The organism is Pseudarthrobacter phenanthrenivorans Sphe3, from assembly GCF_000189535.1.
Taxonomy (GTDB): Bacteria; Actinomycetota; Actinomycetes; order Actinomycetales; family Micrococcaceae; genus Arthrobacter; species Arthrobacter phenanthrenivorans.
Genome location: NC_015145.1, coordinates 966,436 through 990,886, shown reverse-complemented (window position 1 = coordinate 990,886; position 24,451 = coordinate 966,436). Strand labels below are relative to the sequence as shown.

Below are 24,451 nucleotides of genomic sequence, written 5' to 3'. Positions count from 1 at the left end.
ACACCAACTTACCTAGTGACGTACCCCGGCACCGGCATTCGTAAGCTCCACGGGGCGTCCTTCAACAATGGAACGCTCGGCCGCGAGGCCCATCCTGACCGACTGCAGTCCGTCCGCAACGGTCACCTCCACCGGCCCTTCGCCCAGGATGGCCTTCCGGTACCCCAGGTGCTCGTAGTAGGTGGAGCCGTGGTGGGCGCCGGCGGCAAGCACTGCCTCGTCCACCGGAACTTCATGCTTCTCCGGCCCCAGCGGCGAGCGCGGGCTGAACTCCACCGTGGCCTCGGCTTCGTCACCGGGAATCCAGTGGTTGGCAGCAACCGGAATAAGGGTCTCGATCTTGGCGGCGTCACCAACGATGGAGATCCGCTCCTGGAACTTGGACCCTTCGGCGAACATGGACAGCTCCAGCATGGCCCGGCGGCCGCCCTTGAAGTCCACGATCACATAGGCGTTGTCGATCATGTCCGAGACCCGGCCGTCGTACACCTCATCCATGTGGTTAACGTCGTGGCCGCCGCTGGCGTACACCCGGACCGGCTCGTCCTGCAGGATCAGCCGCATCAGGTCGAAGAAGTGGCAGCACTTTTCAACCAGGGTGCCACCGGTGCGCTCCGCGAAGCGGTTCCAGGCATCCACTTTGTGCAGGAACGGGAAGCGGTGCTCCACGATGGACAGCATGTAGATGTTGCCCAGCTTGCCGTTGTGCGCGGCCTGGATGACCTCCTGCACCGGGGGCATGTAGCGGTACTCCATGGCCACCCAGACCGGCGCCGGGTAATCGGCAGCCAAGGCTTCGAGCTCGTCCGCCTGCTCGGCGGTGGTGCACACAGGCTTCTCCACCAGCACGGGGAGGTTGGTCCCGCTGGCGAAGATGTCCTTCAGGATGCCCAGATGCGTGTCGTTGGGGCTGGCAATCACCAGCGCATCCACCAGGCCGGCGGCCAGCAGCTCCTGGTGGGAGGAAAAGGTCTGCACCTCGTAGCCGATCTCCTCCACCGTTTCCGCCAAGGACGACGGCGTGGGATCGGACACTGCGGTGATCCGGCTTCCGGGGATCAGGGCGAGGTTGCGGACGTGTTCGCGGGCCATGTGGCCGGCCCCGATGAGGCCGTAACGAATCGTCCGGACCGGTTCCGCAGAAGGCAATGACATGAGCTGCTCCGTTTCTCTACGTTGAGTGGTGGGGGGACTGTGGCGTTGCATCCCAAACAGAACTATACAGAAAGTGTTGTTATTCCAACATAGCGTGTGTATATTTCTTCAGTACCAGCCGCTACTACAACGAGGTGGAACGTGCACCAACCGTCATCTGGAACCCTGCTCTTCGTAGGCTGCGCCACCCTTGACGCCATCGCCCTGGTCCAGGACTACCCCGCCGCGGACAGCCGCACCGTCGCCTCGGACTTCGCGACGGCGGGCGGCGGCCCTGCAGCTACGGCGGCCGTGGCAGCAGCGCGGGCAGGAGCCAGCACCGCCTTCGCAGGTGTCCTTGGCACCGACGAGGAAGGCGACCGCATCATCAGCGGCCTGCAGGCCGAGGGCGTGGATACGTCCGCGGTGGTCCGGGACGCCGGCGTCAAAACCGGCGCCAGCGTGATCGTGGTCAGCAAGGCATCGGAAAGCCGGGCCATTGTCACCCGCCCTGTCCCGCCGGTCAGCTTTCCCGCCGGCAGCCGCTTCCATGAACTGCTGGCGGCCGCATCCTGGGTCCATGTGGACCATCTGGGCTGGAACGCCGTTGCGTCCCTCCCGGACTTCAACCCGTCCACGCTGAACATCAGCGTGGACGCCGGCAACCCCATCCCCGCCTTCAACCCCCGGGGAATCGCCCTCTACGTGCCCACCATCGAACGGCTCCGCGCCGAGTACGGCGCGGACCTCTCCCCCGCGGCGCTGCTGCAGAAAGCAGTCGACGACGGCGCCTCCGCCGTCGTCGCCACCGCCGGCTCCGACGGTGCCTGGGTCAAGGACGGCGCTGCCGATGCCGTGCACGTCCCGGCAACACCCGCCACCATCGTCTCCACCCTCGGCGCCGGCGACGTGTACCACGGCGCCATCCTCGCCGCCGTCGCAGCCGGCCTCCCCCTCGTGGAAGCCGCCGCCTTCGCCGGCCGTACCGCCTCCGCCTCCTGCGAAGGCCTGGACGGCCGCTCCGCCATCCCGCACCAGGCCATCACGCCTGCCCTTACCTAACGAACCTGCACACCAAACCGCCCAGCTGAAAGAAGCAGCCCATGAGCCCCACAGACCTCTCCGCCCTCCAGCGTCCGTCCGGTGCGTTCGCGATGCTCGCCGTGGACCAGCGCGAAGCCATGCGCAACATGTTCGCCGAGCACACGGACCAGCCCGTCACCGACGATGACCTCCGCAACTTCAAGCTGGAGGCCGCCCGGATCCTCACCCCGTACGCCTCCGGCATCCTCATCGACCGCCAGTTCGCCCTGGACCAGGCCATCGAGGCCGGCGTGGTGGACCCCGGCTGCGGGCTGATCGCCTCCGCGGACCACTTCGAGCCCGCCCACGGCGAGCTGGTGGGTGAGGTGACCATCGACCGCCTGGTGGACCCCCACAAATACAAGGCACTGGGCGTGAAGGCCCTGAAGCTCCTGGTCCTGTACCGCCCGGACGAGCCAGCCGAAGGCCGGGTGGAGATGGTCCGCGAATTCGTGGACAGCTGCCGGTCCGCCGGGCTGATCAGCATCATCGAACCCGTCTCCCGCAAGCCCCTGGCCGGCGGCGACTTTGACTGGAACGCCGGCATCCTGGCAGCCGCCAAGGAGCTCGGCAGCCTGGGCGCAGACCTCTACAAGGCCGAGGTCCCGTTCAAGGGCCAGGCCCCCGAAGCCGAGGTCCGCGCCGCCTGCGCCGAACTGACCAGCGCCATTGACGGGCCCTGGGTGGTCCTCTCCTCCGGCGTCCCCGAGGACGTCTTCCCCGACGCCGTGCGGTGGGCCTGCCTGGAAGGCGCCAGCGGCTTCCTCTCCGGCCGCGCCGTCTGGGCCTCCTGCATCGGTGCGCCCGACGTCGTCGAATCCCTTTCCACTGATGCCGTCCGGCGGCTGCAGCGCCTCTGCGCCGTTGTGGACGACGTCGTCTCCGCCCAACGGACCAACGCGTAACACTCCCGGGAGCCACAGCCGCTGGGCCGTGGCATCCCCTTTCCGCAGTCAGTAACAAGGCACAGCAAACACTCAACGAGGAGATTATTGTGAGTCAGATTTCACGCAGGCAGGCCATCGCAATCCTGGGGGCCCTGGGCTTCGGAGCCACCGCGGCAGCATGTGCCGGGCCAGGCGGTTCCACCGCTCCCGGCGGCGCCACGGGCCCTGCCGCACCGTCCACCGGAGCCGTCACCGGCAAGGTGTCCTTTGCCCACTGGCGCGGCGAGGACAAGGCGGTGTTCGACGAACTGATCAAGCGCTTCGCCGCGATGCACGACGGCGTGGAGGTTGCCCAGGACATTTCCACCTCCAACGACTACAACGCGCAGGCCCTGCAGAAACTGCGCGGCGGGTCCATCGGTGACGCGTTTGCCACCTTCCGCGGCGCCCAGTTCAAGAACTTCACCGACGCCGGCATCTACACCGAACTCAAGGACAGCAAGGCTGTAGGCAACTACCAGGACGGCCTGCTCTCGGCCGGCAAGTCCGGGGAGAGCCAGCTGGGCCTGCCGTACCAGGTGGTGTTCCCCATGCCCATGGCCAACGTGGACCTCTTCGACAAGGCCGGCGCCGAGCTTGCACCCAAGGACTGGGACTCCTTCCTGGCCATGTGCGAAAAGCTCGCCTCCTCGGGAGTCATCCCCCTCTCCTGGCCCGGCGGCGACGTTGGCAACGGCGGGCAGCTGTTCAACTGCATGATCGCCAACAACGCGCCCGTGGACGACATGTGCGCCCAGATTGAACAGGGCAAGCTGAAGGTCACCGACGACTGGTTCATCAAGATGCTCAACCAGTACAAGGACATGGTCCCGTACCTGCAGCCCAACGCCACCGGCACGGCCGTGGAACCTGCGCAGAACCTGTTCTCGCAGGGCCAGGCCGCCATGCTGGCCACCGGCTCGTACCACATCGCCGCAGTGCGGGGCCTGGGCGCCCAGTTCCCCATCGAGCTGGTGTTCCCCAACACCTCGGACGGCAACGGAAAGTACGAGGGCGTCTACAACGCCACGTTCATCCTGGGCGTGAACTCCGCCAGCAAGAACCAGGCCGCGGCAGCCGCGTGGATCGACTTCCTGTCCGAGCCGGAGAACGCCGCCTACTACGCCAACCAGACAGCGCAGCACGTTGCCGTGAAGGACGTGGACTACACCAACCCGGACCTCAAGCGGTTGAGCCCGTGGCTGGATAAGAAGACGGCCCTGGCGGCACGGTTCCAGTTCATGAACCTGGACGTCCGCAACGCCGTGGAAGCCAGCGCCACCGCCGTCATCTCCGGCACCAGCCCGGAGCAGGCAGCAGAGGCCGCCCAGAAGATTGTTGACGAACGGCTATGAGCATCCATCCGGGGACGGCGCCCACGCGGAAGGCGCCGGACAGCCAGACGGAAACTGACTCCGCGAAAAAGCGCCGCCGCTCGCCCACCCGGGTGAATCCGGCACTGTACCTCTTCCCGCTCCCCGCAGTTGCCGTCATCGCCTTCTTCCTGGTGATGCCCACCCTGCAGGCGTTCCAGTACGCCGTGACGGACTGGAACGGGTTCTCGGCGGCGTTCAACTACGTTGGCCTGGACAACTTCATCCGGGCCTTCACCAGCGACTCGCTCTTCACCAACGCCCTGACCAACAACCTGAAGTTCGTGCTGCTGGTGGTGATCGCGCAGACGCTGTTCTCGCTGATCCTGGCGCTGCTGCTGACCAAGAACTCCCGGGGCAGTGTCCTGCTCCGGGCCCTGTTCTTCTTCCCCACCATCCTGTCCTCGGTGTCCGTGGCCTTCATCTGGAAGTTCATCTACGATCCCAACTTCGGACTGGCGAACACCGTCCTGGACACCGTCGGCCTGGATGCCCTCCAGGGCTCGTATCTCGGAAACAACGCCCAGGCACTGTACTGGGTGGCCGTGACGCAGGTGTGGTTCCACGCCGGACAGATGATGGTGGTGTACATCGCCGGCCTGCAGGCCATCCCCAGGGAACTGTACGAGGCAGCGGAGATGGACGGCGCCAACAGGTGGCAGCAGTTCAAGTCCATCACCTGGCCGTTCGTCGCGCCGGCAACGTCCATAGTGGTGGCCTACACCACGGTGCAGTCGTTCAAGGCCTTCGACCTGATCCTGGGCATCGCCGGCAACCCGCCCAAGCAGTCCCTGGACATCCTCTCCACCCGCATCTACAGCACCTTTGCCAACTCGGAGTTCGGCTACGCCGCCGCCCAGTCGATCATCTTCATGGCGATGATCGCCCTGGTCACCTGGCTGCAGCGCCGGCTGCTCCGCCTCACCCCGAAGGGGGAATGACAGCATGCTCGCGTCAATAACCCGCCGCGGAATCCTCGCGATCTACGCGGTCATCATCATCGTTCCGCTGACCGTGGTGGGGTTCGGCAGCTTCAAGTCCACGCAGGAACTGTTCGCCGGCCCGTTCAGCCTGCCGCAGTCCCTCTCCCCCGCCAACTACGCCGAGGTAATCGGCGGCCAGGACCTTGGCTCGTCCTTCATGAACAGCGTGATTGTCACCGCCATCTCGGTGCCGCTCACCCTGTTCCTGGCCAGCCTTGCCGGCTACGCCGTGTCCCGGCTCCGTGGATTCATGTCCTGGGCCATCTTCGGCTTCCTGGTGCTGGGTATGGCCATCCCGGCGCAGGCCAACATGGTGCCGCTGTATGTCCTCTTCGGACGGCTGGGGCTGCTGGACAGCCTGGCCGGCCTGGTGGTGGCGAACCTCGTGTCCACGCTGCCCATCGCCGTCTTCATCCTGGGCGGGTTCATGCGGACCCTGCCCAAGGAACTCTACGAGGCATCCTCGATTGACGGGACGGGGCCCTGGCGGACCTACGTTTCCATCGCCCTGCCGCTGTCCGCGCCGTCCATCGCCGCGGCCGCCATCTTCCTCTTCGTCATCCACTGGAACGAACTGCTGTACCCGCTGCTGTTCATCCAGTCTCCCGGCAACCGCACCCTGCCGCTGGCACTGCTCAGCTTCCAGGGCGAGTTCCAAACCGACTACCCGCTGCTCTTCGCCGGCGTCATCATGGCCTCCCTGCCCGTGGTGGTTGCCTACGTCTTCCTGCAGCGCTACTTCGTGGCCGGCATCACCGCAGGCGCCAGCAAGGGATGAGGATGATCACGACGGCGGCCCTCCCCCGCCCGGCCGTGCCCACCCCCTCCCAGCCCAACGAAAGGCACCCTTCATGAACCTCAAATCAGCCCGGCACCTTGTCAACGGCACCTGGCACGCCGCCGGAACCGCCAAGGACGTGACTGATCCCGGCAACGGCAGCACCGTGGGTGAGGTGGCCTGGGGCACCGGCGACGATGCCACCAAGGCCGCCGACGCCGCGGCACAGGCCTTCGGTTCCTGGTCGCGCAGCACGGTCCGCAACCGGGCCGATTTGCTCCGCAACGCCGCCGACCTCCTGGCAGAACGCCGCGAGGAGCTCGCCCACACCCTGGCGCTCGAGGCAGGCAAACGGCTTCCCGAAGCACAGGGGGAAGTGGATTTCTCGGCCGAGTACTTCCGCTGGTTCGCGGAGGAAGCGCGCCGCGCCACGGGCACCGTCAGCCCGCCCGAACTCCACGGCCGCCGCCACATCAGCACGCGCAAGCCCATCGGCGTGGCCCTCAGCCTCACGCCCTGGAACTTCCCGGTTTCCATCCAGGCCCGGAAGCTCGCCGCGATGCTGGCCGCCGGCTGCACCGTGGTGGGCCGGGTGTCTGAGAAGGCCCCGCTTGCTGCCACCGGACTGTTCGAGGTCCTGCACGATGCCGGCTTCCCCGCCGGCGTGGTGAACCTGGTCCACGGCCCCTCCCGGGAAATCACCGCAGCCCTGATGTCCCACCCGGCGGTCAGGGCCGTCAGCTTCACCGGCTCCACGGGCGTTGGCCGGCAGATCATGGCCTCCGCTTCCGAACGCGTCGTGCGGCCGCTGCTGGAACTGGGCGGCAACGCGCCCTTCATCGTCTTCGAGGACGCGGACCTGGATGCCGCCGTGGAGGGCGCCGTCCTCGGCCGGCTCCGCAACACCGGACAGTCCTGCGTGGCGGCCAACCGCTTCCTGGTCCAGGACAGCATCGCGGAGGAGTTCGCCACCAGGCTGGGCGCGCGCTTCGACGCGCTGAGCATCGGCCACGGCGTTCCCGACGGCGGCGCACCGGTTCCGGACCTCGGTCCCGTCATCGACGCGGAACGGGTGTCAGCGGTTCAGGCCCTGATCGACGACGCGCTTGACCGGGGCGCCCGCCGCGTCACACAGCGCACCGACGTCCCCGGCCAGGGCTCCTTCCTGGCACCCACCCTGCTGGCGGACGTCCCCGATGACGCACCCCTGGTGACGGAGGAAGTGTTCGGCCCGGCAGCCGGCGTCGTCACGTTCTCCTCTGAGGAGGAAGCCATCCGGAAGGCCAACGCCACGGAGATGGGCCTTGCCGCCTACGTCTGGAGCGGCAGCCCGAAGCGCGGCTGGGACATTCCGGAACAGCTCGAAGCCGGCATCGTGGGCGTGAACGATCCCCTGCCGTCCGTAGCCTTTGCACCCATGGGCGGCGCCAAGCAGTCCGGCCTGGGCCGGGAAGGTTCAAGCCTTGGCCTCGAGGAATTCGAGGAGGTCCAGTACGTGGCCTGGAGGCCCTAGGTGCTGACCACCGGGCTGGTGCTGGGCGCCGTAGTGATGGGGGCGGGGATGCAGCGGATCACCGGGATGGGTTTCGCCCTGGTGGCCGCCCCCTTCCTGGTCCTGCTCCTGGGCCCGGTGGAAGGCGTGGTGCTGGTGAACGTGTGCGGCGCCGTGACGGCGGGGGCCATCATCTTCCGGGTGGTCCGGGACATCGACTGGAAGCGGTACCTGCTGCTCTCGGCGTCGGCCCTGCTTGGCATCATCCCCGCAGCGTTCCTGATCCGCCTCATCCCGGCGGCGGTCCTGGAGATCTCCATCGGAGTGATCCTCGCCGCCGGACTGACCGTCCTGCTGGTCCTCAAGTCCGCCACCCTCCCAGCCCGCCGGCGCTATCTCTTCACGGCCGGCGGCCTGAGCGGGTTCATGAACACGGCGGCCGGAGTGGGCGGCCCGGCGGTCAGCATGTACTCCATCGCCACCCGGTGGCAGCACAAGTCCTTCGCGGCCACCATGCAGCCCTACTTTTTCACCATCGGCGCACTCTCGCTCATCTCCAAGGGCATTACGGCACCCGAGACGTTCCCTGTGATGCCGTGGGGCATGTGGGCGGCCGTCGCCGTGGCCTGCCTGGCCGGGCTGGTGCTGGGAGACGTCGCATCGAAGTTCGTCCCCGCCCGCGCCGCCCAGATCCTGCTGATTATCCTGGCCTACCTGGGAGCGGCCGCCACTATCATCCGCGGCGTCCTCAGCGCTGTCGGCTGACCCACAATTTCACCTGCACCTGCATCAGAAAGAGGAATTACCATGACGTGGCTGAACAGTGCCGCACATGCCCGTTGGCTCGAGGCGGAAACCGACCGGCTGATCAACTTCTCCGCGGCAGCCAAGGTCCCTACCGGATTCGGCTGGCTCGACAACTACGGCAAGGTTTTCGCCGACAAGCCCACCCATCTCTGGATCACCGCCCGGATGGTCCACAGTTTTTCCGTTGCGGCTTTGATGGGACGGCCGGGTGCCGCGCTCCTGGTGGACCACGGCATCGGGGCACTCAACGGGGCCCTCCACGATGATGAGTTCGGCGGCTGGTACGCGGAGGTGGACGAGAACGGCCCTGTGAACGACACCAAGTCCGGCTACCAGCACTCGTTCGTCCTCCTCGCCGCCGCCAGTGCGGTAGCCGCGGGGCGTCCCGGAGCGCGCGAACTGCTGGACGAGGCGCTGCGGATCGCCGACACGAAGTTCTGGGACCACGAGGCCAACATGTGCTTCGACTCGTGGAACCGGGAGTTCACGGAAACCGAGGCATACCGCGGCGGCAACGCCAGCATGCACTCGGTGGAGGCCTACCTCATCGTCGCCGACGTGACCGGGGAGAACCGCTGGCTGGAACGTGCCCTGCACATCGCCGAGGTGCTGATCCACAACTTCGCCCGCAACAACAACTACCGCGTCTTCGAGCACTTCGACCCGGAGTGGAACCCGATGCCGGAGTACAACACCGATGACCGGGCCAGCCAGTTCCGCGCCTACGGCGGAACTCCCGGACACTGGGTTGAGTGGGCCCGCCTGCTCCTCCACCTCCGCGCCGGGCTTGAGGCCCGCGGCCTGGACGTCCCGGGCTGGCTGCTGGACGACGCGCGCGGGCTGTTCGACGCGGCCATCCGCGACGCCTGGGAGCCCGATGGCCACCCAGGCTTTGTCTACACCGTCGACTGGGACGGCAAACCGGTTGTCACCACCCGCATCCGCTGGGTGCCTGCGGAGGCCATCGGAGGTGCTGCCGCCCTCTACATCGCCACCGGCGAGCAGAAGTACGCCGACTGGTATGAGCGGATCTGGGACCACGCCCGCGACTGGTTCATCGACTACGAGCACGGCTCCTGGAAGCAGGAACTGGACGAGAACGGCAATGTCAGCTCCACCGTATGGTCCGGCAAGGCTGACATTTACCACCTGTGGCACTGCCTGGTGGTCCCGCGGCTTCCGCTGGCGCCCGGGCTGGCTCCGGCAGTCGCGGCAGGCCTGCTGGACGCACGGATCAGCGGAAGCCGGCCAGGCCAGTAAAACAACTTCACCAGGCAACCCGCCTAAACCCCTTCATGAAAGGACAGCCATGTCAGCCATTACTTCCGAAAAACCAGTCCTCAAGATCACCGCTGGGGACGCCAACCCGTTGAACCTGCGCCTCGACGCCGGCGCACCGGTGGCCGTGCGGATCGACGTGCAGGGCACCTGCACCTGCCAGGGCGGCCCGTCCGTCCGGCCGGGGTCCTACACCGACACAGACTTCGGTTCCCGGTAGCCCGCGGGCAGCGGGCCGTCCCCGCCGGCTCCGGACCGGGTCCGGCGGCTGGCGGCTGGCGGCTGGCGGAGTGGGCCCGGACACGGTTCGACTCGCCGGAGAAGGCATGGAGCAGGGGGCGTGATCCTGTAAATTTAATGGAGGAATTTGTCCGGCCAGCAACGCCGCGTTCCACACCTTCCCTTGAATGGATCCCGCCCCCATGTCTTCCGCGATTTCCGCGCCGGCGCCTGCCCGTTTTCCCTACGCCGCAATGGTGGTCCTGGCCACCATTGCCTTTACCGCCATCACCACCGAGCTCCTGCCGTCCGGGCTGCTGCCGCAAATCAGCAGCGGCCTGGACGTGTCCGAACCGGTGGCCGGCTACCTGGCGGCAGCTTATGCCGCCGTCATTGTGGTCACGGTGGTCCCGGCGGCCCGGCTGCTGGGCAGGATCCCGCGGCACGCTCTGCTGGTGGGGCTCGTCCTGACTTTCGCCGCCAGCAACGCCATGGTGGGACTCGCCCCGGACTTCACGGCCGCGATGATCGCCCGCCTGGTGGGCGGCCTTGCCCACGGCCTGCTGTGGACCACCATGGCGCCGTTCGTCGCCAGGGTGGTTCCGGCGGACAAGGTGGGCAAGGCCCTGGCCATCGTCTTCAGCGGCAACAGCCTGGGCCTGGCCATCGGCGCCCCCGTTGGCACGGCGCTGGGTGGTTTCCTCGGCTGGCGGGCCGCGTTCCTGGTGCTGGCAGGGTTCGGCCTGGTCCTGACGGTCCTTGCCTTCTTCCTGCTGCCGCGGGTCCAGCGCATTTCCGACGCCGTCCGCCCGTCGCTGCGCAAGGCCATCGCCCAGCCGGGGGTGAAGCCGGTGGCTGTCGCCTGGCCGCTGCTGGTCCTGGCCCACTTCGCACTGTTCACCTACATCGCCCCGTTCATCCGCGACGCCGGCTTCCCGGAATACGCCATCAGCCTGTCGCTGACTGTCCTGGGCGGCTCCGGCCTGCTGGGCATCTGGATCGCGGGCCTCACCGTGGACTCCCGGCCGCGGCGTTCGCTCCTTGTAACGACGACGGCGATCGCGCTGTCCATGTTCTTCCTACCCCTTGCGGCGGGCAACTTCGTGGTGGCGCTGGTCCTCATGGCCGTTTGGGGTGCAGGGCTGGGCGCCATCGGCATCTACAACCAGTCCGCCATCCTGCGGGCAGGCGGTGAGTACCAGGAAGCCGCGAACGGACTCACGGTGCTTACCATCCAGCTGGGCATCACCGTGGGCGCCCTCTACGGTTCGGCCGCGCTGGTACTGGGCGGCCCCATGCTGGTTCCGGTGGCCGCGGCGCTGCCGGTGGTGGCCGCCTGGATCATCACCCTTACCGGGAAGCGGCACGCGTACCCGCCGGGTCCGCGGGAGCGGGTGTGGCTGGAGCCGCGTCCGGTGGGGCGGCAGGCGGAGCTGCCCGTGCCGGAAAAGGTGGAGGACCCTGCCTAGGGCCAAGCTTTCCCTGTTAACCTTCCCTCCAACTTCCTGCACCCGGCAGGCAACCTGTTCCGCCTAGCGTTGACGGGTCACCGGCGGTACAGCCGGCCCCGTCATCCAGGAGGAACCATCACATGCGCACAGTCCTGACGTCCGCGGCAGCCGCCGCCCTTCTCGCCGTGGTCGCTTCGGCGGGCCCCGCCGTCGCGAGCACTGAAAACGAATCCGCCACGCCGTCGTCGAACGCTGCCGGTGCCGCCACCTCCGCCCTGAAGGTCAACGAGCGCAACGGCTCGTTCGACCTGCAGAGCCACCGCGGCGGCCGCGGCGAGTGGACCGAGGAGTCGCTGGCCGCGTTTGCGAACTCCCTGGCCCTCGGCGTGACCACCCTGGAACTGGACACCCACCTGACCGAGGACGGCAAGGTGATCGTCTGGCATGACGACATTATCCAGGCCGCCAAGTGCGTGGACACCGCACCCGCCAAGGCCGGCGACCCCGAATTCCCGTACGTGGGCGATCGGGTGGCAGAGCTGTCCCTTGCCCAGGTCAAGACCCTGGACTGCGGCTACACCCAGCTTGCCGGCTACCCGGAGCAGGACGTCATCGAGGGCAACCGGATCGCCGAGCTCAAGGATGTGTACCAGCTGGTCCGCGACACCGGCGCCGCGAAGGTGGGCTTCAACGTGGAGACCAAGGTGGAAAGCAGCCAGATCGGCGGCGCCGGGATGGAATCCCTCACCCGCGCCGTGGTGGCCGAGATCCAGGCCTCCGGCATGGCCGACCGCTCCACCCTGCAGTCCTTCGACTGGTCCTCCCTGAACCTCACCAAACAACTCGCCCCGGAGCTGCCGCTCGTGGCGCTTTCCAGCGGCGACGCCTGGATGGGCGTGGGCCAGCCCGGCGCCAGCCGCAACCTGGGCGGCATCGACATCGACGACTATGACGGCTCCCTGCCCAAGGCCGCAGCCGCACAGGGGTACGACGTCGTCTCCCCCACGTTCCGCTCCGTCAGCCCGCAGATGATCGCCGAAGCCCACGAACTCGGACTGCCCGTCATACCGTGGACCGTGAACACCACCGCGGACATGGAGCGTTTGATGGACCTGGGCGTGGACGGCATCATCACCGACTACCCCACCCGCCTGCGCACCGTCATGGAGGAACGCGGCCTGAAGCTGCCCAAGGCCTACTCGCTGCAGGGCTAATTTCCGGATAGTGCCCGACGGCGGATTTCTGCCCCGGGGGCGAACATTGGTAGAGGTTAAAGGATGCAAGACCTACTCAATCCCGCCATGCCCTTCATTGCCGTCACCCTGGCAGTGGCCGCAGGCCTGGTCCTGTCCTGGCTGCTGCGCAAGCTCGTCCTGCGCCTCAACCGCAAGCGCCCGGAGCTGCAGGCCACGTCCCGAATCGCCCGCCAGCCGCTGCGCCTGGCGCTGTGCCTGATCGGCGTCCGGGCCGCGCTGGGACTCACGGCCGCTGGCGAAAACTGGCACGGCGGCGTCGACCATCTGCTGCTGATTGCCCTCATTGGTTCCCTGGCCTGGCTGGCCGTGGCGGTGCTGCTGATCATCGAAGCTGTGGTGCTGGGCCGGTACAGCGTGGACGTCGCGGACAACCGACGTGCCCGGCGGCTGCGCACCCAGATGATCCTGGCCCGGCGGATCGGTGTTGCGCTGGTGGTGGTGCTCGCCGCCGGCTCGGTGATGCTGACCTTCCCGGCCATCCAGGCCCTCGGCGCCGGGCTGCTGGCCTCCGCCGGCGTGATCTCAATCGTGGCCGGACTCGCCGCCCAGACATCCCTGGTGAACGTCTTCGCGGGGATGCAACTGGCGTTCACAGACGCTATCCGTGTTGATGACGTGGTGGTGGTCCAGAAGGAATGGGGCCGGATCGAGGAAATCACGCTCACCTACGTGGTGGTACACATTTGGGACGACCGCCGCCTCATCCTCCCGTCCACCTACTTCACCACCACGCCGTTCGAGAACTGGACCCGCCGCCAGTCCGAGGTGATGGGCACCGTGGAGTTCGACCTCGACTGGCGCGCGCCCGTGGAGGACATGCGCGCCGAGCTGCGCACCGTCCTGGCCGGGACGGAGCTGTGGGACCAGCGCGTGGGCATCCTGCAGATCACGGACGCCACCGGCGGATTTGTCCGGGTCCGGATCCTGGTGAGCGCCGCGGACAGCGCCGCCCTGTTCGACCTGCGCTGCCTCATCCGCGAGGCCATGGTCACCTTCCTGCAACAGGGCCATCCGCAGGCCCTTCCGCAGCAGCGCTGGACCGAGGCAGCGTCCGACGGCGCCACCTCCTCGCGCCGCCAGCAGCCGCTGCGCGGGCTGGGTTCGCCCGCTGCCGCCGGTGCCCGCACGCCTGCCGACCCGCATGAATCCCAGTTGTTCACCGGCTCCATCGAAGCAGTCCAGCGGTCCCGCGCCTTCACCGGACCCGGCGAGGAGGTATTCCAGGACCGGGACCAGACGCTGGCGTCCCGTAACTAGACCCTTGATAGGTGACCATATGGTCACCTATTATTTGTTCCATGGACGCAGTGTTCAGGGCACTCGCCGACCCCACCCGCAGGGACCTGCTCGACGAGCTGTTCCGCCAGGACGGACAGACGCTCCGCGCCCTCGAAAGCCGGTTCGAGATGAGCCGGTTCGGGATCGCGAAACATCTCCGGATCCTGGAGGAAGCCGGACTGGTGGTGGCCCGCCGTCGGGGGCGTGAAAAGCTGCATTTCCTGAACCCGGTGCCCATCCGGCTCGTCCACGACCGCTGGGTGAGCAAATATGCAGAACCATGGGCCGCTGGCCTCAGCGACCTCAAATCCAGATTGGAAAGTCCCATGGAGAAAATCTTCGAAATCTACATCAAGACCACGCCGGAACGGCTCTGGGAAGCCATCACGGACAGTGAGATCCGCAGCAAGTACCAGTTCGGGAACACCATCGAGTCGGACTGGACGCCGGGCGGACGCTTCGTGATGAACAACGCCAAGGCTGACGGACCGCTTGGTGAGGGCGAGAACCTGGAAGTGGACCCGCCGCGCCGGCTCGTCCAGACCATGCGCGCACTGTGGGGCGAGGACGTCAAGGCCGAGGGAACCTCGAAGGTGACCTGGGAGATCGAGCCCGTGGGTGATTCCTGCCTCCTGACCGTCACCCACAGCGACCTCCGGGAAGGAGCCAACGAGCAGCTCTACGGCGGTTGGCCCATGATCCTCTCCGGCCTGAAGACCTGGCTGGAGACCGGTGAGAAGCTCACCACGCCGGGCTCGCTGATGTACGGCTAGAGCGGACGGGGCGGCCGGCGCGTGCCGTCCCACCTGCGTCCGCGAAGCTTGCTGGTGGCCATCAGCGATCCGCCGATAAACAGCACGCCCAGGACCACGGTGGCAACGCCCACGTAGAACCACGCACCCCGGCCAAAAATCATCAGCGCGGCACCCAGGATGCACAGGCCTTTGGCGGTGATGTCCAGATACAGCTGCGCCTTTGGAGAAGCCATATCTCCACGATAACTCCGTGCCGGGGTAACTGGCTCAGGTGCTCCGCTGCCTCCAGAACAGGCTTACCCCGAGCGTCACCACGCACAGGACCAGCATCGCCAGCACCATCCGCGCCCAGCTTTCCTGGTCCACGCCGCCGCTGGCGAACACGCCGATCATCACGGTGGCCGTGATGGCTCCAACGTACCGGCAGGTCTGGTAGATGCCGGCCGCGACGCCGCGTTCCTGCGGCCGGACGGAGACGAACATACCCTGGTTCGTGGCGATCCCCACGGTCCCGTAAGGCACGCCCATGAGTGCCGTCAGCACCACCACCAGCGGAATCACCAGCGTGCCGGTCAGGAGCCACATCAGGGCGGCCGCCACAGTAAGGAGAACGACGCCGGCCAGCAGCACCCGCCGCACGCCGAAGGCGCCCATCGCCCGGACGGCCCAGGGCGTGGCGAGGACGGACAGGCCCGCCAGCGGCAGCATCAGCAGTCCCACGATGCCCGGATCGTAGCCGCCCGCCTCCTGCAGCAGCTGGGGAAGGCCGAAAAAGACGAAGTAGTAGACGCTGCTGAACACAGCGAAGGCCAGGTAAATGAGCATCAGGGGTTTGTTGCGTCCCAGCAGCCTCAGGTCCAGGAACGGGCGGTTGAAGCGCAACTCGCGCCATGCGAACGCGGCCGCAATGGCAGTTCCGGCAGCCAGCATCCACCAGCGGTAGCCGGGGGCAACGTTAAGCGCTGCCATCATCACCAGCAGCAGCGCGGCCACGAAGCCCAGGATGCCGGGGATGTCCGAGTCCCTGAGCAGCTCCGCCACGCTGCCGCGCTCCCGGGCCCGGTCCGCCGGTGCAGCCTGCCGCACAATCAGCAGCGCGGCCAGCGTCAGCGGAACGTTGACCAGGAACAGCGCTTCCCAGCCCACGAGGCTCACCAGCAGGCCGCCCACCACGGGTCCAACGGCCGCGGCGGAGGTGTTGGCCATCTGGATCCTGCCGAGTGGACGGGCGGGATCCAGATTGGCCCGGTGGGCGATGGCACCCACCATCACCACGGCGCTGGGGTAGGCGGTGGCGGTGCCCAGCGCCATCACCGCGCGGGCCACGCACAGCAGGGCGAAGTTCGGCGCCAGCGGTGCCAGGGCGCAGGTAACCGCCACCAGCGCCATCCCGAGCATGAACATCCGCCGGGGCCCGAACCGGTCCGCCAGCCTCCCCATCACAGGCTGGCCGGCAGCCGAGGCAAGGTAGAACGAGGTCACCACCCAGGTGACGGCAGCGACGTCGAGCCCAAAGTCCGCGCGCAGCACCACCAGTGCCACGGCAATCATGGAGGAGTTCAGGGGGTTCAGCGCCGTGCCCAGGCTGAGGCCGGCAATGGCCAGGGCAGTCCGGGATTTGTTGCTCACGGAAACAGTCTGGTGCACGGTGCGGGGCCGGCACCGGGCGACACGCGAAGTACTGCCCGCTACGCCTTGGCGAGCGCAGTATCCAGAAACTCCAGGTGCACTGGCTTCACAGCCACCGTGGTGCCGGAGAATTCAGGGTGCTTGGCGAGGAACTTCTTGATGAACGGGCACACGGGAACAATACCCAGCCCGGAACTGACCGTGGCCTCCAGCGCCGCCGTGGCAAGCTGGGCCGCCAGGCCCTGCCCGCCGTATTCCTCGTTGATCACCGTATGGTAGAAAATCCGCTGCGGGGACCCGCCGCCGTCGTACTCCTTGTACGCTGCCTTGCCAATGACATTGCCGGCGTGGAGCATTTCGAAACGCTCGCGGCCGGGGTTGTGGCGGACGGTGAAGTCACTCAAGGGGATCTCCTTCGATGCGGTGTGTCCTTCAGCCTAACCTCACCTGACGGTCACGTATTTCCGCATCATCCCCTCGGGGACCACCGTCCGCCGCACATCCTCCGTACGATGTCCCCTAGCTCAGGTAGCCGTTCGGGTTGAGGACGTACTTTGTTGCCGCGCCGGCGTCGAACTCGGCGTAGCCCTGCGGCGCTTCCTCAAGCGTGATCGCCTTCGCGTTCACGTTCTTGGCGATGCTCACCCTGTCGTTGAGGATGGCCATCATCAGCTGCCGGTTGTACTTCATCACCGGGCACTGGCCGGTGGTGAAGCTCAGCGACTTCGCCCAGCCGGTGCCAAGGCTGAGGCTCAGAGACCCCTTCTTGGCGGCCTCGTCGATGCCGCCCGGATCGCCCGTCACGTACAGGCCCGGGATGCCGAGGGCACCGCCTGCAGCGGTGATGTCCATCAGGGAATTCAGCACGGTGGCCGGGGCTTCGTGTGAGGCGTCCTTGCCGTGCCCCCGGGCCTCGAACCCTACGGCGTCCACACCGCAGTCCACCTCAGGCACACCCAGGATCTGCTCAATCTGGTCCTTCGGATCGCCCTTGGTGAGGTCTACTGTTTCGCAGCCGAAGCCGCGCGCCCGCGCCAGCCGTTCCTCGTTCAGGTCTCCGACAATCACGACGGCGGCACCCAGCAGGTGCGCGCTCGTCGCCGCTGCGAGGCCCACGGGACCCGCTCCCGCCACGTACACGGTGGAGCCGACGCCAACGCCTGCGCTGACCGCACCGTGGAAACCTGTGGGGAAGATGTCCGAGAGCATGGCCAGGTCCATGATTTTCTCCATGGCCCTGTCCTTGTCCGGGAACTTCAGCAGGTTCCAGTCGGCGTAGGGCACCAGCACGTAGTTGGCCTGGCCGCCCACCCAGCCGCCCATGTCCACGTAGCCGTAGGCGCTGCCCGGGCGGTCCGGATTCACGTTCAGGCAGATGCCGGTCTTGCGCTCCTTGCAGTTCCGGCAGCGGCCGCACGCGATATTGAACGGCACGGAACAGAGGTCGCCGACTTTGATGAATTCGACGTCGCGGCCCACCTCCACCACTTCGCCGGTAATTTCGTGGCCGAGCACCAGGTTGGGCGGTGCCGTGGTCCGCCCGCGCACCATGTGCTGGTCAGACCCGCAGATGTTGGTGGCCACTGTCTTGAGGATGACGCCGTGATTAACCGGACGCCCCACATTCGCCGGGTTAACGCCCGGCCCGTCCTTGAGCTCAAAGCTGGGATAGTCGATGTCGATTACTTCAACCTTGCCTGGTTCTTTGTAGGCAACGGCTTTGTTCCCTGTCATCTGTTTCTCCTGTCAGGCACACCCGGTGGGGCTGCCGTGATGCTCGGATAGTGATGTTTCCCCGGCGGAAGCGCCCAGCCTGGTCAGGGGCCTTCTTTGCCCGGCGGCCAGGTACAGATAGGTAACTCCCAGGTAGGGTGCGCCCAGTCTAAGCAGGGACCGGCCCCAGCACCAGAGCCGTTGGGGCCGGGCAACTCCCCCTTTTCCGAATAGGGGATTTGCGGATTCGGTGACTTCCGCAGCGAAGCCTTGTAATGTCGGCAACGGGCAAGTGCAGGCTTAAGACGACATGGAGCAAGGAGCGGTCAATGGCTGTCAGCAACGAGGAAGCGCAGGTTCTGGACCAGTGGAGCAACAGGCTGGCCCAGGCACTTCAGATCCTGGACCTGGAGGTGGACCAGGAACTGATGCTTGAACTGGCCAGGCGGTCAGCCGATTCGGTGATCCACGCGGCGGCTCCGGTGACCACGTTCCTTGTGGGCTACGCGGCAGGACTGGAGGCGGGAACCGGCAGTGCGGGCAACCGTGAGAATGCGGCCGCGGCGGTGTCCAAGGCCGCGGCCACGGCCTTCCAGCTGTGCGACGACGGGCACGACGGCGGTCCCGCCAGCAAGGGCTGGGCGGACACCGCCCAGTAGTGGTTCCGGCAGTCCGAACCTCCGGCTATCCCGAGGCGGTTGGCTCCTCCTCGAGCACGGCGACAGGTTCGAGCTTCACGATCACGGCCTTGGACGCCGGCGTCTGGCTGCCTTCGGCCACGCTCTCCAGCGGCACCAGGACGTTGGCTTCGGGGTAGTAGGCTGCCGCGCATCCGCGGGCAGAGGGGTAGGACACCAGCCGGTAGTTCCGTAGAACCCGTTCCGCGTTGTCCTCATACACCCCGCGGATGTCCACGTGCTGGCCGTCTTCAAGCCCCAGTTCCACGAGGTCCGCGGGGTTCACGAACACCACCTCGCGGCCCTTCTTGATGCCGCGGTACCGGTCGTTGTGCCCGTAGATGGTGGTGTTGAACTGGTCGTGCGAGCGCATGCTCTGCAGGATCAGGGTCCCTGGCGGCCGCTGCACGTGCTCAAGCTCGTTCACGGTGAGCATGGCCTTGCCAGTGGGAGTGTGGAACGTGCGGGAGTCGCGGGGCCCGTTGGGCAGGACGAAGCCGCCCTCCTGCCGGATCTTGCGGTTGTAGTCCTCGCAGCCCACCACTACGTGGGAGATGTGGTCGCGGATAAGGTCGTAGTTCTTTTCGAACCCCAACCAGTCCGCCGCGACCCGGTCCCCCAGCACGCGTTGCGCCAGCCGGCAGACGATGGCCACTTCCGAGAGCAGCCCCGGCGCGACGGGCTCAACCGTGCCGTGGGACGCGTGCACGGCGCACACTGTGTCCTCCACGGATACGAACTGCGGGCCGGACTCCTGCCGGTCGATCTCGGTCCGGCCCAAGGTGGGCAGGATCAGTGCTTCGGCGCCGGTCACGCCGTGGGAGTGGTTGAGCTTCGTGGAGATCTGGACGGACAGCTCGGTGCCTTCCATCGCCGCCTCGGCAGCCCGGGTGTCGGACATGGCGCCCACGAAGTTGCCGCCCATGGCGATGAAAACCTTGATCCCGCCGTCGAGCATCTGCCGGATGGTCTCCACCGCGTCCGCGCCATGGGTCCGGGGCGGCTCAAAGCTGAATTCCTTGCCCAGGGCGTCCAGGAACGCGGGCGGCATCTGTTCCCAGATTCCCATGGTGCGGTCGCCCTGGACGTTGCTGTGGCCGCGAATGGGTGAGGCGCCGGCGCCGGGCTTGCCGATGTTGCCGCGCAGCAGCAGGAGGTTGATGATCTCCTTGATGGTGGCCACGGCCTTCTTGTGCTGCGTAATGCCCATGGCCCAGGTAATGATCACTTTGTCTGCCGCCATGTAGCGGTCCGCGAGCTCGTCAATCTCCTCGGTCCGCAGCCCCGTGGCCTCAAGCACGGCGTCCTCGTCCAGTTCCGCGAGGTGCGCCCGCAGCTCCTCGAGCCCGTCGCAGTGCTCCTCAAGGAACTGGTGGTCCAGCACTGTTCCGGGGTTCGCCGCCTCGGCATCCAGGACGCGTCTGGACACGGCCTGCAGCAGGGCCATGTCCCCGCCGAGCCGGATCTGCAGGTACTGGTCCGCCAGGTCGGTGCCGCGCCCGATGATGCCCTTCACCTTTTGCGGGTTCTTGTAGCGCATCAGGCCGGCCTCGGGCAGCGGGTTCACCGCAACGATCTTTGCCCCTGCCTCCTTGGCTTCCTCCAGCGCGGTGAGCATCCGCGGATGGTTGGTGCCGGGGTTCTGTCCCATGATGATGATCAGTTCCGCCTTGGCGAAGTCGTCGTAGGAGACGGTCGCCTTGCCCACGCCGATGGTCTGCCCCATGGCCCAGCCGGAGGACTCGTGGCACATGTTGGAGCAGTCCGGGAGGTTGTTGGTTCCATAGCCGCGGATAAACAGCTGGTACAGGAATGCCGCCTCGTTGGAGGTGCGTCCGCTGGTGTAGAAGGCAGCCTGGTCCGGGCTGGGCAGGGAGGTCAGCTTGTCCGCGATGATGCTGAACGCTTCATCCCAGCTGACCGGCCGGTAATGGTCTTCCCCGGCCGGCTTGTACACCGGCTCCGTCAGGCGGCCCTGCATGCCCAGCCAGTACTCGGACCGTTCCCGCAGCTCGCTGACCGGGTGTTCGGCCCAGAACTCCCGCCCGATGACCACAGGGGTTGCCTCCCAGGTCACGGCCTTGGCGCCGTTCTCACAGAACTCGAACGTCTTGCGGTGCCCCGGGTCCGGCCAGGCGCAGCTCATGCAGTCGAACCCGTCCTTCTGGTTCAGCGCCAGCAGCGTCTTCCGGGACCGTTCCAGGCCCATGTGCTTCAGGGCGGGCTGCATGGAGTGGTACACGCCGGGAACACCGGCGGCCCACGTCTTCGGATGTCCGCTGACTTCGATGTCAGACTCGTCGGCTTCTTCGACTTCGGGATTCTTGCGCGTCACGGCTGGTCTCCTCGGGTTCCTCCGGGCCGATCGCAGCCGGCACTCCGGCCGATCGGTACTTTCCACACTTGTTGAGGGACACCGGGAAGTCAAGGAGGGCCCCTCCCCGCCCGGCCCCGGGGACCGCTCTCAAACACGCACGGCAGGCCCTGCACCGGCGGGCAGGACGACGGCGGGTCCCGGCCCGCGATAGGCTGGTTCCCTCGGCTGAAGCAAGCGGCCGCAGGAACCACCGTGCGGAGCCGCCTCCATGTCCGACGATCTTGCCCTTGCAGCCCTGGCCGCATCCTCGTTCTCCCTGCCCACCCTCCGGGCCGGCCAGCTGGCCGGCATGGCCGCCCTCGTGGAAGGCCGCGACGTGCTGGCCGTGATGCCCACCGGCTACGGAAAGTCTGCCATCTACCAGGTGGCCGCCCTGCACCTTCACAACAGGACGGGACGGCCCGCCGTCGTCGTGTCCCCGCTCATTGCCCTCCAGGAGGACCAACTGGACGGGCTGGCCGGGGACCTGGGCGCCGGATCCGCCGTCGCCATCAATTCCTCCCACAGCGATTCCGAGGTGGAAGCGGCGTGGGAGGCGGCCGAGAGCGGCAAGGCAACGTTCGTTTTCCTGGCCCCGGAGCAGTTGGCCAAGCAGAAGACCGTGGACCGCCTGGCGGCCCTGGACATTTCCCTGTTCGTGGTGGACGAGGCGCACTGCGTCTCCTCCTGGGGCCACGATTTCCGCCCCGACTACCTGGGCCTGGGCAACGTCCGTGAGCGGCTGGGCAATCCCCCGGTCGCCGCCCTCACCGCCACTGCTTCACCTCCGGTCCGGGACGAGATTGTTGAACGGCTGGCCATGAAGGACCCGCTGGTCCTGGTCCGCGGCTTCGACCGGCCCAACATCACGCTGGACGTGGTCCGCCACCACGAGGACAAGGGCAAGCGCACGGCTGTGGTGGAGCAGGTGGCAGCGATGGCCCGCGACGGGCAGGGCCTGCTGTATGCGGCCACCCGGAAGGACACGGAGAAGTACGCTGCCAAGCTGGTGAAGCATGGGTTGCGCGCGGAGGCCTACCACGCGGGGCGTTCCGCCTCGGACCGTGAGCGCATCCACGAGCAGTTCCTCGCGGACAAGCTGGACGCCGTCGTCGCCACCACCGCCTTCGGGATGGGGATTGACAAGCCGAACGTCCGCTTCGTGGTCCACGCGGACATTCCCGAGTCGCTGGACGCGTACTACCAGGAGATCGGCCGGGCGGGGCGCGACGGCGAACCGGCAGTTGCCGTGCTGCATTACCGGTCCGAGGACCTGGGGCTGCGGAAGTTCTTCGCCTCGCACACCCCCGATCCTGATTCCCTGCTGGCCGTATTGAAGGTGCTGAAGGCCGCGGGAGCGCCGGCGCCGAAATCGTCCCTGGCGGAGCTCACCGGTTTTCCCGCCCGGCGCATCACGTCGCTGGTGAACCAGCTGGAGGAGACCGGCGCCGTCACCTCCGGCAGGCGCGGTGTCCGCCTGGTTTCGAAGGCGAAGCTGTCCGCGCTGGTGGAGGACGCCGTCGAACTCGCCGAGGCACGGCAGCGCGTGGACCAGTCCAGGCTCACCATGATGCGCGCCTACGCGGAGACGGACAGCTGCCGGCGGCAGTTCCTGCTGGGCTACTTCGGGGAGGATCTGCCTGAGCCGTGCGGGAACTGCGATGCGTGTGCCGACGCCGCCGCGAAGCAGCCCGCCCCGCATGCGGCCGACGACGGCGGCACGGCCTCCGGCGGCCCGGCGGATGATCCGTTCCCGCTCCAGTCAGCCGTGGTCCACAAAGAGTGGGGTCCCGGCCTGGTGATGCGGCACGAGGACGACGTCATTACCGTGCTGTTCGAACAGGAAGGGTACAAGACGCTTTCGCGGACCGCCGTGGTGGAGCATGAACTCCTGAAGCCGGCGTAGGTGGGTAGGCTTTAAGGAGACTCCGACGAAAGGCCTGCCGCATGGAAGTACCTGCTTATGTCTGGACCCTGACCATTATCGGCATCGTCGGCCTGCTGGCCTTCGATTTCTTCTTCCACGTGCGCAAGGCCCACACGCCCTCGCTCAAGGAGGCGGCGCTGTGGTCCGCCATCTATGTGGGCATCGCGGTGGCCTTCGGCCTGGGCGTGCTGGTGTTCGGCGGAACCACCATGGGTACCGAATACTTTGCCGGCTACATCACGGAGAAGGCGCTGTCCGTGGACAACCTCTTCGTCTTCCTGATCATCATGGCCAGCTTCCGGGTGCCGCGCGCTGACCAGCAGAAAGTGCTGCTGTTCGGCATCGTCTTCTCGCTGATCGCCCGGACAGGGTTCATCCTCCTGGGCGCGGCCCTGATCAACAGCTTCGCGTGGGTGTTCTACATTTTCGGGCTGATCCTGCTCATCACGGCGGGCAACCTGCTTAAGCCTGACAGCCACGACGACGACTCCGAGGGCCTGGTGGTCCGGCTCGCCAAGAAGTTCCTCCCGGCGTCCGAACACTATGACGGCGACAAGCTCTTCACCGTGGAAAACGGCAAGCGGGTCCTGACCCCGATGCTCCTGGTGATGGTGGCGATCGGCGGCACGGACATTCTGTTCGCGCTGGACTCCATTCCGGCGATCTTCGGCCTCACCCAGAACGTGTTCATCGTGTTCACCGCTACCGCGTTCTCCCTGATGGGCCTGCGGCAGCTGTACTTCCTCATTGACGGCCTGCTGGACCGCCTGATTTTCCTCTCCTACGGCCTGGCCGTGATCCTGGGCTTCATCGGCGTGAAGCTGATCCTGCACGCCTTGCACGAGAACACCCTGCCGTTCATCAACGACGGTCAGCATGTCAGCGTGGTGGAGGTCAGCACCGGGGTGTCCCTGAGCGTGATCCTGGGTGTCCTGGTGGTCACGGTCCTGGCATCCATCTTCAGCCCCAAGGGCAAGGCCAAGAACGCCGTCTCCGGGGCGCGGCGCCATGCTGTTGAATACCTGGACCTCAACTACGAGACGGACATGAACGAGCGGGACAAGATCTTCGCCGCGATGTGCCGTGAGGAAGACCAGATCCGCAAGCTCCCGGAGAAGTACAAGAAGCTGATCCGGAACGAGACCGAGTTCATGGACCTGCTGCGTTCCGCCCACTCCGAGCACGACAAAGCCCAGGTGCGGGCCGCCGCGGAGAACTGACCCCGCCCACCCAACTAGGTAGCGCTAAGTGTCGTTTTGGTGGCTCAAAACGACACTTGGCGCTACCTACTTCCGGGGCCCGGCTGTTTGTCGGTGCCTCTTGCTAGCTTTGGTTC

Annotated in this window: 22 protein-coding genes; 16 read left to right on the top strand and 6 right to left on the bottom strand. The window is 66.8% G+C overall.

Annotated features, from left to right (window positions below; all coding sequences use genetic code 11):
* Nucleotides 1-12: 12 nt before the first annotated feature.
* Nucleotides 13-1,155 carry a Gfo/Idh/MocA family protein gene (locus ASPHE3_RS04645; RefSeq protein ID WP_013600074.1) on the bottom strand — a complete coding sequence of 381 codons (1,143 nt, stop codon included), beginning with the start codon at nucleotides 1,153-1,155 and terminating at the stop codon, nucleotides 13-15.
* A 141-nt stretch (nucleotides 1,156-1,296) separates the two neighbouring features.
* Here ASPHE3_RS04645 and ASPHE3_RS04640 point away from each other — a divergent pair, with 141 nt between their 5' ends.
* The 13 genes from ASPHE3_RS04640 (at nucleotide 1,297) to ASPHE3_RS04580 (ending at nucleotide 14,831) form a co-directional block, all read left to right on the top strand.
* Complete coding sequence (locus ASPHE3_RS04640) at nucleotides 1,297-2,196, top strand: carbohydrate kinase family protein (protein ID WP_013600073.1); 900 nt, start codon at nucleotides 1,297-1,299, stop codon at nucleotides 2,194-2,196.
* Between the two features lie 41 nt (nucleotides 2,197-2,237).
* Nucleotides 2,238-3,122 carry an aldolase gene (locus tag ASPHE3_RS04635; protein WP_013600072.1) on the top strand — a complete coding sequence of 295 codons (885 nt, stop codon included), beginning with the start codon at nucleotides 2,238-2,240 and terminating at the stop codon, nucleotides 3,120-3,122.
* An 89-nt stretch (nucleotides 3,123-3,211) separates the two neighbouring features.
* Complete coding sequence (locus ASPHE3_RS04630; protein ID WP_013600071.1) at nucleotides 3,212-4,498, top strand: ABC transporter substrate-binding protein; 1,287 nt, start codon at nucleotides 3,212-3,214, stop codon at nucleotides 4,496-4,498.
* Nucleotides 4,495-5,457 carry a carbohydrate ABC transporter permease gene (locus ASPHE3_RS04625; protein WP_013600070.1) on the top strand — a complete coding sequence of 321 codons (963 nt, stop codon included), beginning with the start codon at nucleotides 4,495-4,497 and terminating at the stop codon, nucleotides 5,455-5,457. Before ASPHE3_RS04630 ends, ASPHE3_RS04625 begins: the two co-directional genes overlap by 4 nt.
* A gap of 4 nt (nucleotides 5,458-5,461) precedes the next feature.
* The gene (locus ASPHE3_RS04620; RefSeq protein WP_013600069.1) at nucleotides 5,462-6,277 is read left to right on the top strand and encodes a carbohydrate ABC transporter permease; all 816 of its coding nucleotides are present in this window, start codon (nucleotides 5,462-5,464) and stop codon (nucleotides 6,275-6,277) included.
* A 73-nt stretch (nucleotides 6,278-6,350) separates the two neighbouring features.
* A complete protein-coding gene (locus ASPHE3_RS04615) occupies nucleotides 6,351-7,790 on the top strand; it encodes an NAD-dependent succinate-semialdehyde dehydrogenase (protein WP_013600068.1) in 1,440 nt (479 codons plus the stop codon).
* Nucleotides 7,791-8,534: a sulfite exporter TauE/SafE family protein gene (locus ASPHE3_RS04610; protein WP_013600067.1), complete on the top strand. Its 744-nt coding sequence runs from the start codon at nucleotides 7,791-7,793 to the stop codon at nucleotides 8,532-8,534. It abuts the gene before it with no gap.
* Between the two features lie 42 nt (nucleotides 8,535-8,576).
* Nucleotides 8,577-9,836, top strand: coding sequence for an AGE family epimerase/isomerase (locus ASPHE3_RS04605; RefSeq protein ID WP_013600066.1), 1,260 nt, complete (start codon nucleotides 8,577-8,579; stop codon nucleotides 9,834-9,836).
* Nucleotides 9,837-9,885: 49 nt separating this feature from the next.
* Nucleotides 9,886-10,074: a hypothetical protein gene (locus ASPHE3_RS04600; protein WP_013600065.1), complete on the top strand. Its 189-nt coding sequence runs from the start codon at nucleotides 9,886-9,888 to the stop codon at nucleotides 10,072-10,074.
* Nucleotides 10,075-10,276: 202 nt separating this feature from the next.
* Entirely contained in the window at nucleotides 10,277-11,542 is a 1,266-nt protein-coding gene (locus ASPHE3_RS04595; RefSeq protein ID WP_013600064.1) for an MFS transporter, read from the top strand.
* Nucleotides 11,543-11,664: 122 nt separating this feature from the next.
* Nucleotides 11,665-12,738, top strand: coding sequence for a glycerophosphodiester phosphodiesterase family protein (locus ASPHE3_RS04590; RefSeq protein ID WP_013600063.1), 1,074 nt, complete (start codon nucleotides 11,665-11,667; stop codon nucleotides 12,736-12,738).
* A gap of 63 nt (nucleotides 12,739-12,801) precedes the next feature.
* Nucleotides 12,802-14,037, top strand: a complete 1,236-nt coding sequence (locus tag ASPHE3_RS04585) for a mechanosensitive ion channel family protein (RefSeq protein WP_254362981.1) — start codon at nucleotides 12,802-12,804, stop codon at nucleotides 14,035-14,037.
* 41 nt (nucleotides 14,038-14,078) lie between these two features.
* Nucleotides 14,079-14,831, top strand: a complete 753-nt coding sequence (locus ASPHE3_RS04580; protein WP_041651976.1) for an ArsR/SmtB family transcription factor — start codon at nucleotides 14,079-14,081, stop codon at nucleotides 14,829-14,831.
* On the opposite strand, the gene ASPHE3_RS04575 is transcribed toward ASPHE3_RS04580, so the two are convergent.
* From ASPHE3_RS04575 to fdhA, 4 genes are all read right to left on the bottom strand, one after another.
* Nucleotides 14,828-15,046 (bottom strand): hypothetical protein, encoded by a 219-nt coding sequence (locus tag ASPHE3_RS04575; protein WP_013600060.1) that lies wholly within the window; start codon nucleotides 15,044-15,046, stop codon nucleotides 14,828-14,830. The two genes, ASPHE3_RS04580 and ASPHE3_RS04575, sit on opposite strands and share 4 nt — an antisense overlap.
* A gap of 34 nt (nucleotides 15,047-15,080) precedes the next feature.
* Complete coding sequence (locus tag ASPHE3_RS04570; protein ID WP_013600059.1) at nucleotides 15,081-16,442, bottom strand: MFS transporter; 1,362 nt, start codon at nucleotides 16,440-16,442, stop codon at nucleotides 15,081-15,083.
* A gap of 59 nt (nucleotides 16,443-16,501) precedes the next feature.
* A complete protein-coding gene (locus ASPHE3_RS04565; RefSeq protein ID WP_013600058.1) occupies nucleotides 16,502-16,846 on the bottom strand; it encodes a GNAT family N-acetyltransferase in 345 nt (114 codons plus the stop codon).
* Between the two features lie 115 nt (nucleotides 16,847-16,961).
* Nucleotides 16,962-18,176: a formaldehyde dehydrogenase, glutathione-independent gene (gene fdhA / locus ASPHE3_RS04560; protein WP_013600057.1), complete on the bottom strand. Its 1,215-nt coding sequence runs from the start codon at nucleotides 18,174-18,176 to the stop codon at nucleotides 16,962-16,964.
* A gap of 308 nt (nucleotides 18,177-18,484) precedes the next feature.
* Between fdhA and ASPHE3_RS04555 the strand changes: the two genes are divergently transcribed.
* A complete protein-coding gene (locus ASPHE3_RS04555; RefSeq protein WP_013600056.1) occupies nucleotides 18,485-18,814 on the top strand; it encodes a DUF6457 domain-containing protein in 330 nt (109 codons plus the stop codon).
* Nucleotides 18,815-18,839: 25 nt separating this feature from the next.
* Here the strand turns inward: ASPHE3_RS04555 and ASPHE3_RS04550 are convergent, their stop codons facing one another.
* Complete coding sequence (locus ASPHE3_RS04550) at nucleotides 18,840-21,167, bottom strand: FdhF/YdeP family oxidoreductase (protein WP_013600055.1); 2,328 nt, start codon at nucleotides 21,165-21,167, stop codon at nucleotides 18,840-18,842.
* A gap of 250 nt (nucleotides 21,168-21,417) precedes the next feature.
* On the opposite strand from ASPHE3_RS04550, the gene ASPHE3_RS04545 reads away from it, so the two are divergent.
* Nucleotides 21,418-23,094, top strand: a complete 1,677-nt coding sequence (locus ASPHE3_RS04545) for a RecQ family ATP-dependent DNA helicase (protein WP_013600054.1) — start codon at nucleotides 21,418-21,420, stop codon at nucleotides 23,092-23,094.
* A gap of 41 nt (nucleotides 23,095-23,135) precedes the next feature.
* Entirely contained in the window at nucleotides 23,136-24,335 is a 1,200-nt protein-coding gene (locus ASPHE3_RS04540; RefSeq protein WP_013600053.1) for a TerC family protein, read from the top strand.
* Nucleotides 24,336-24,451 lie beyond the last annotated feature (116 nt).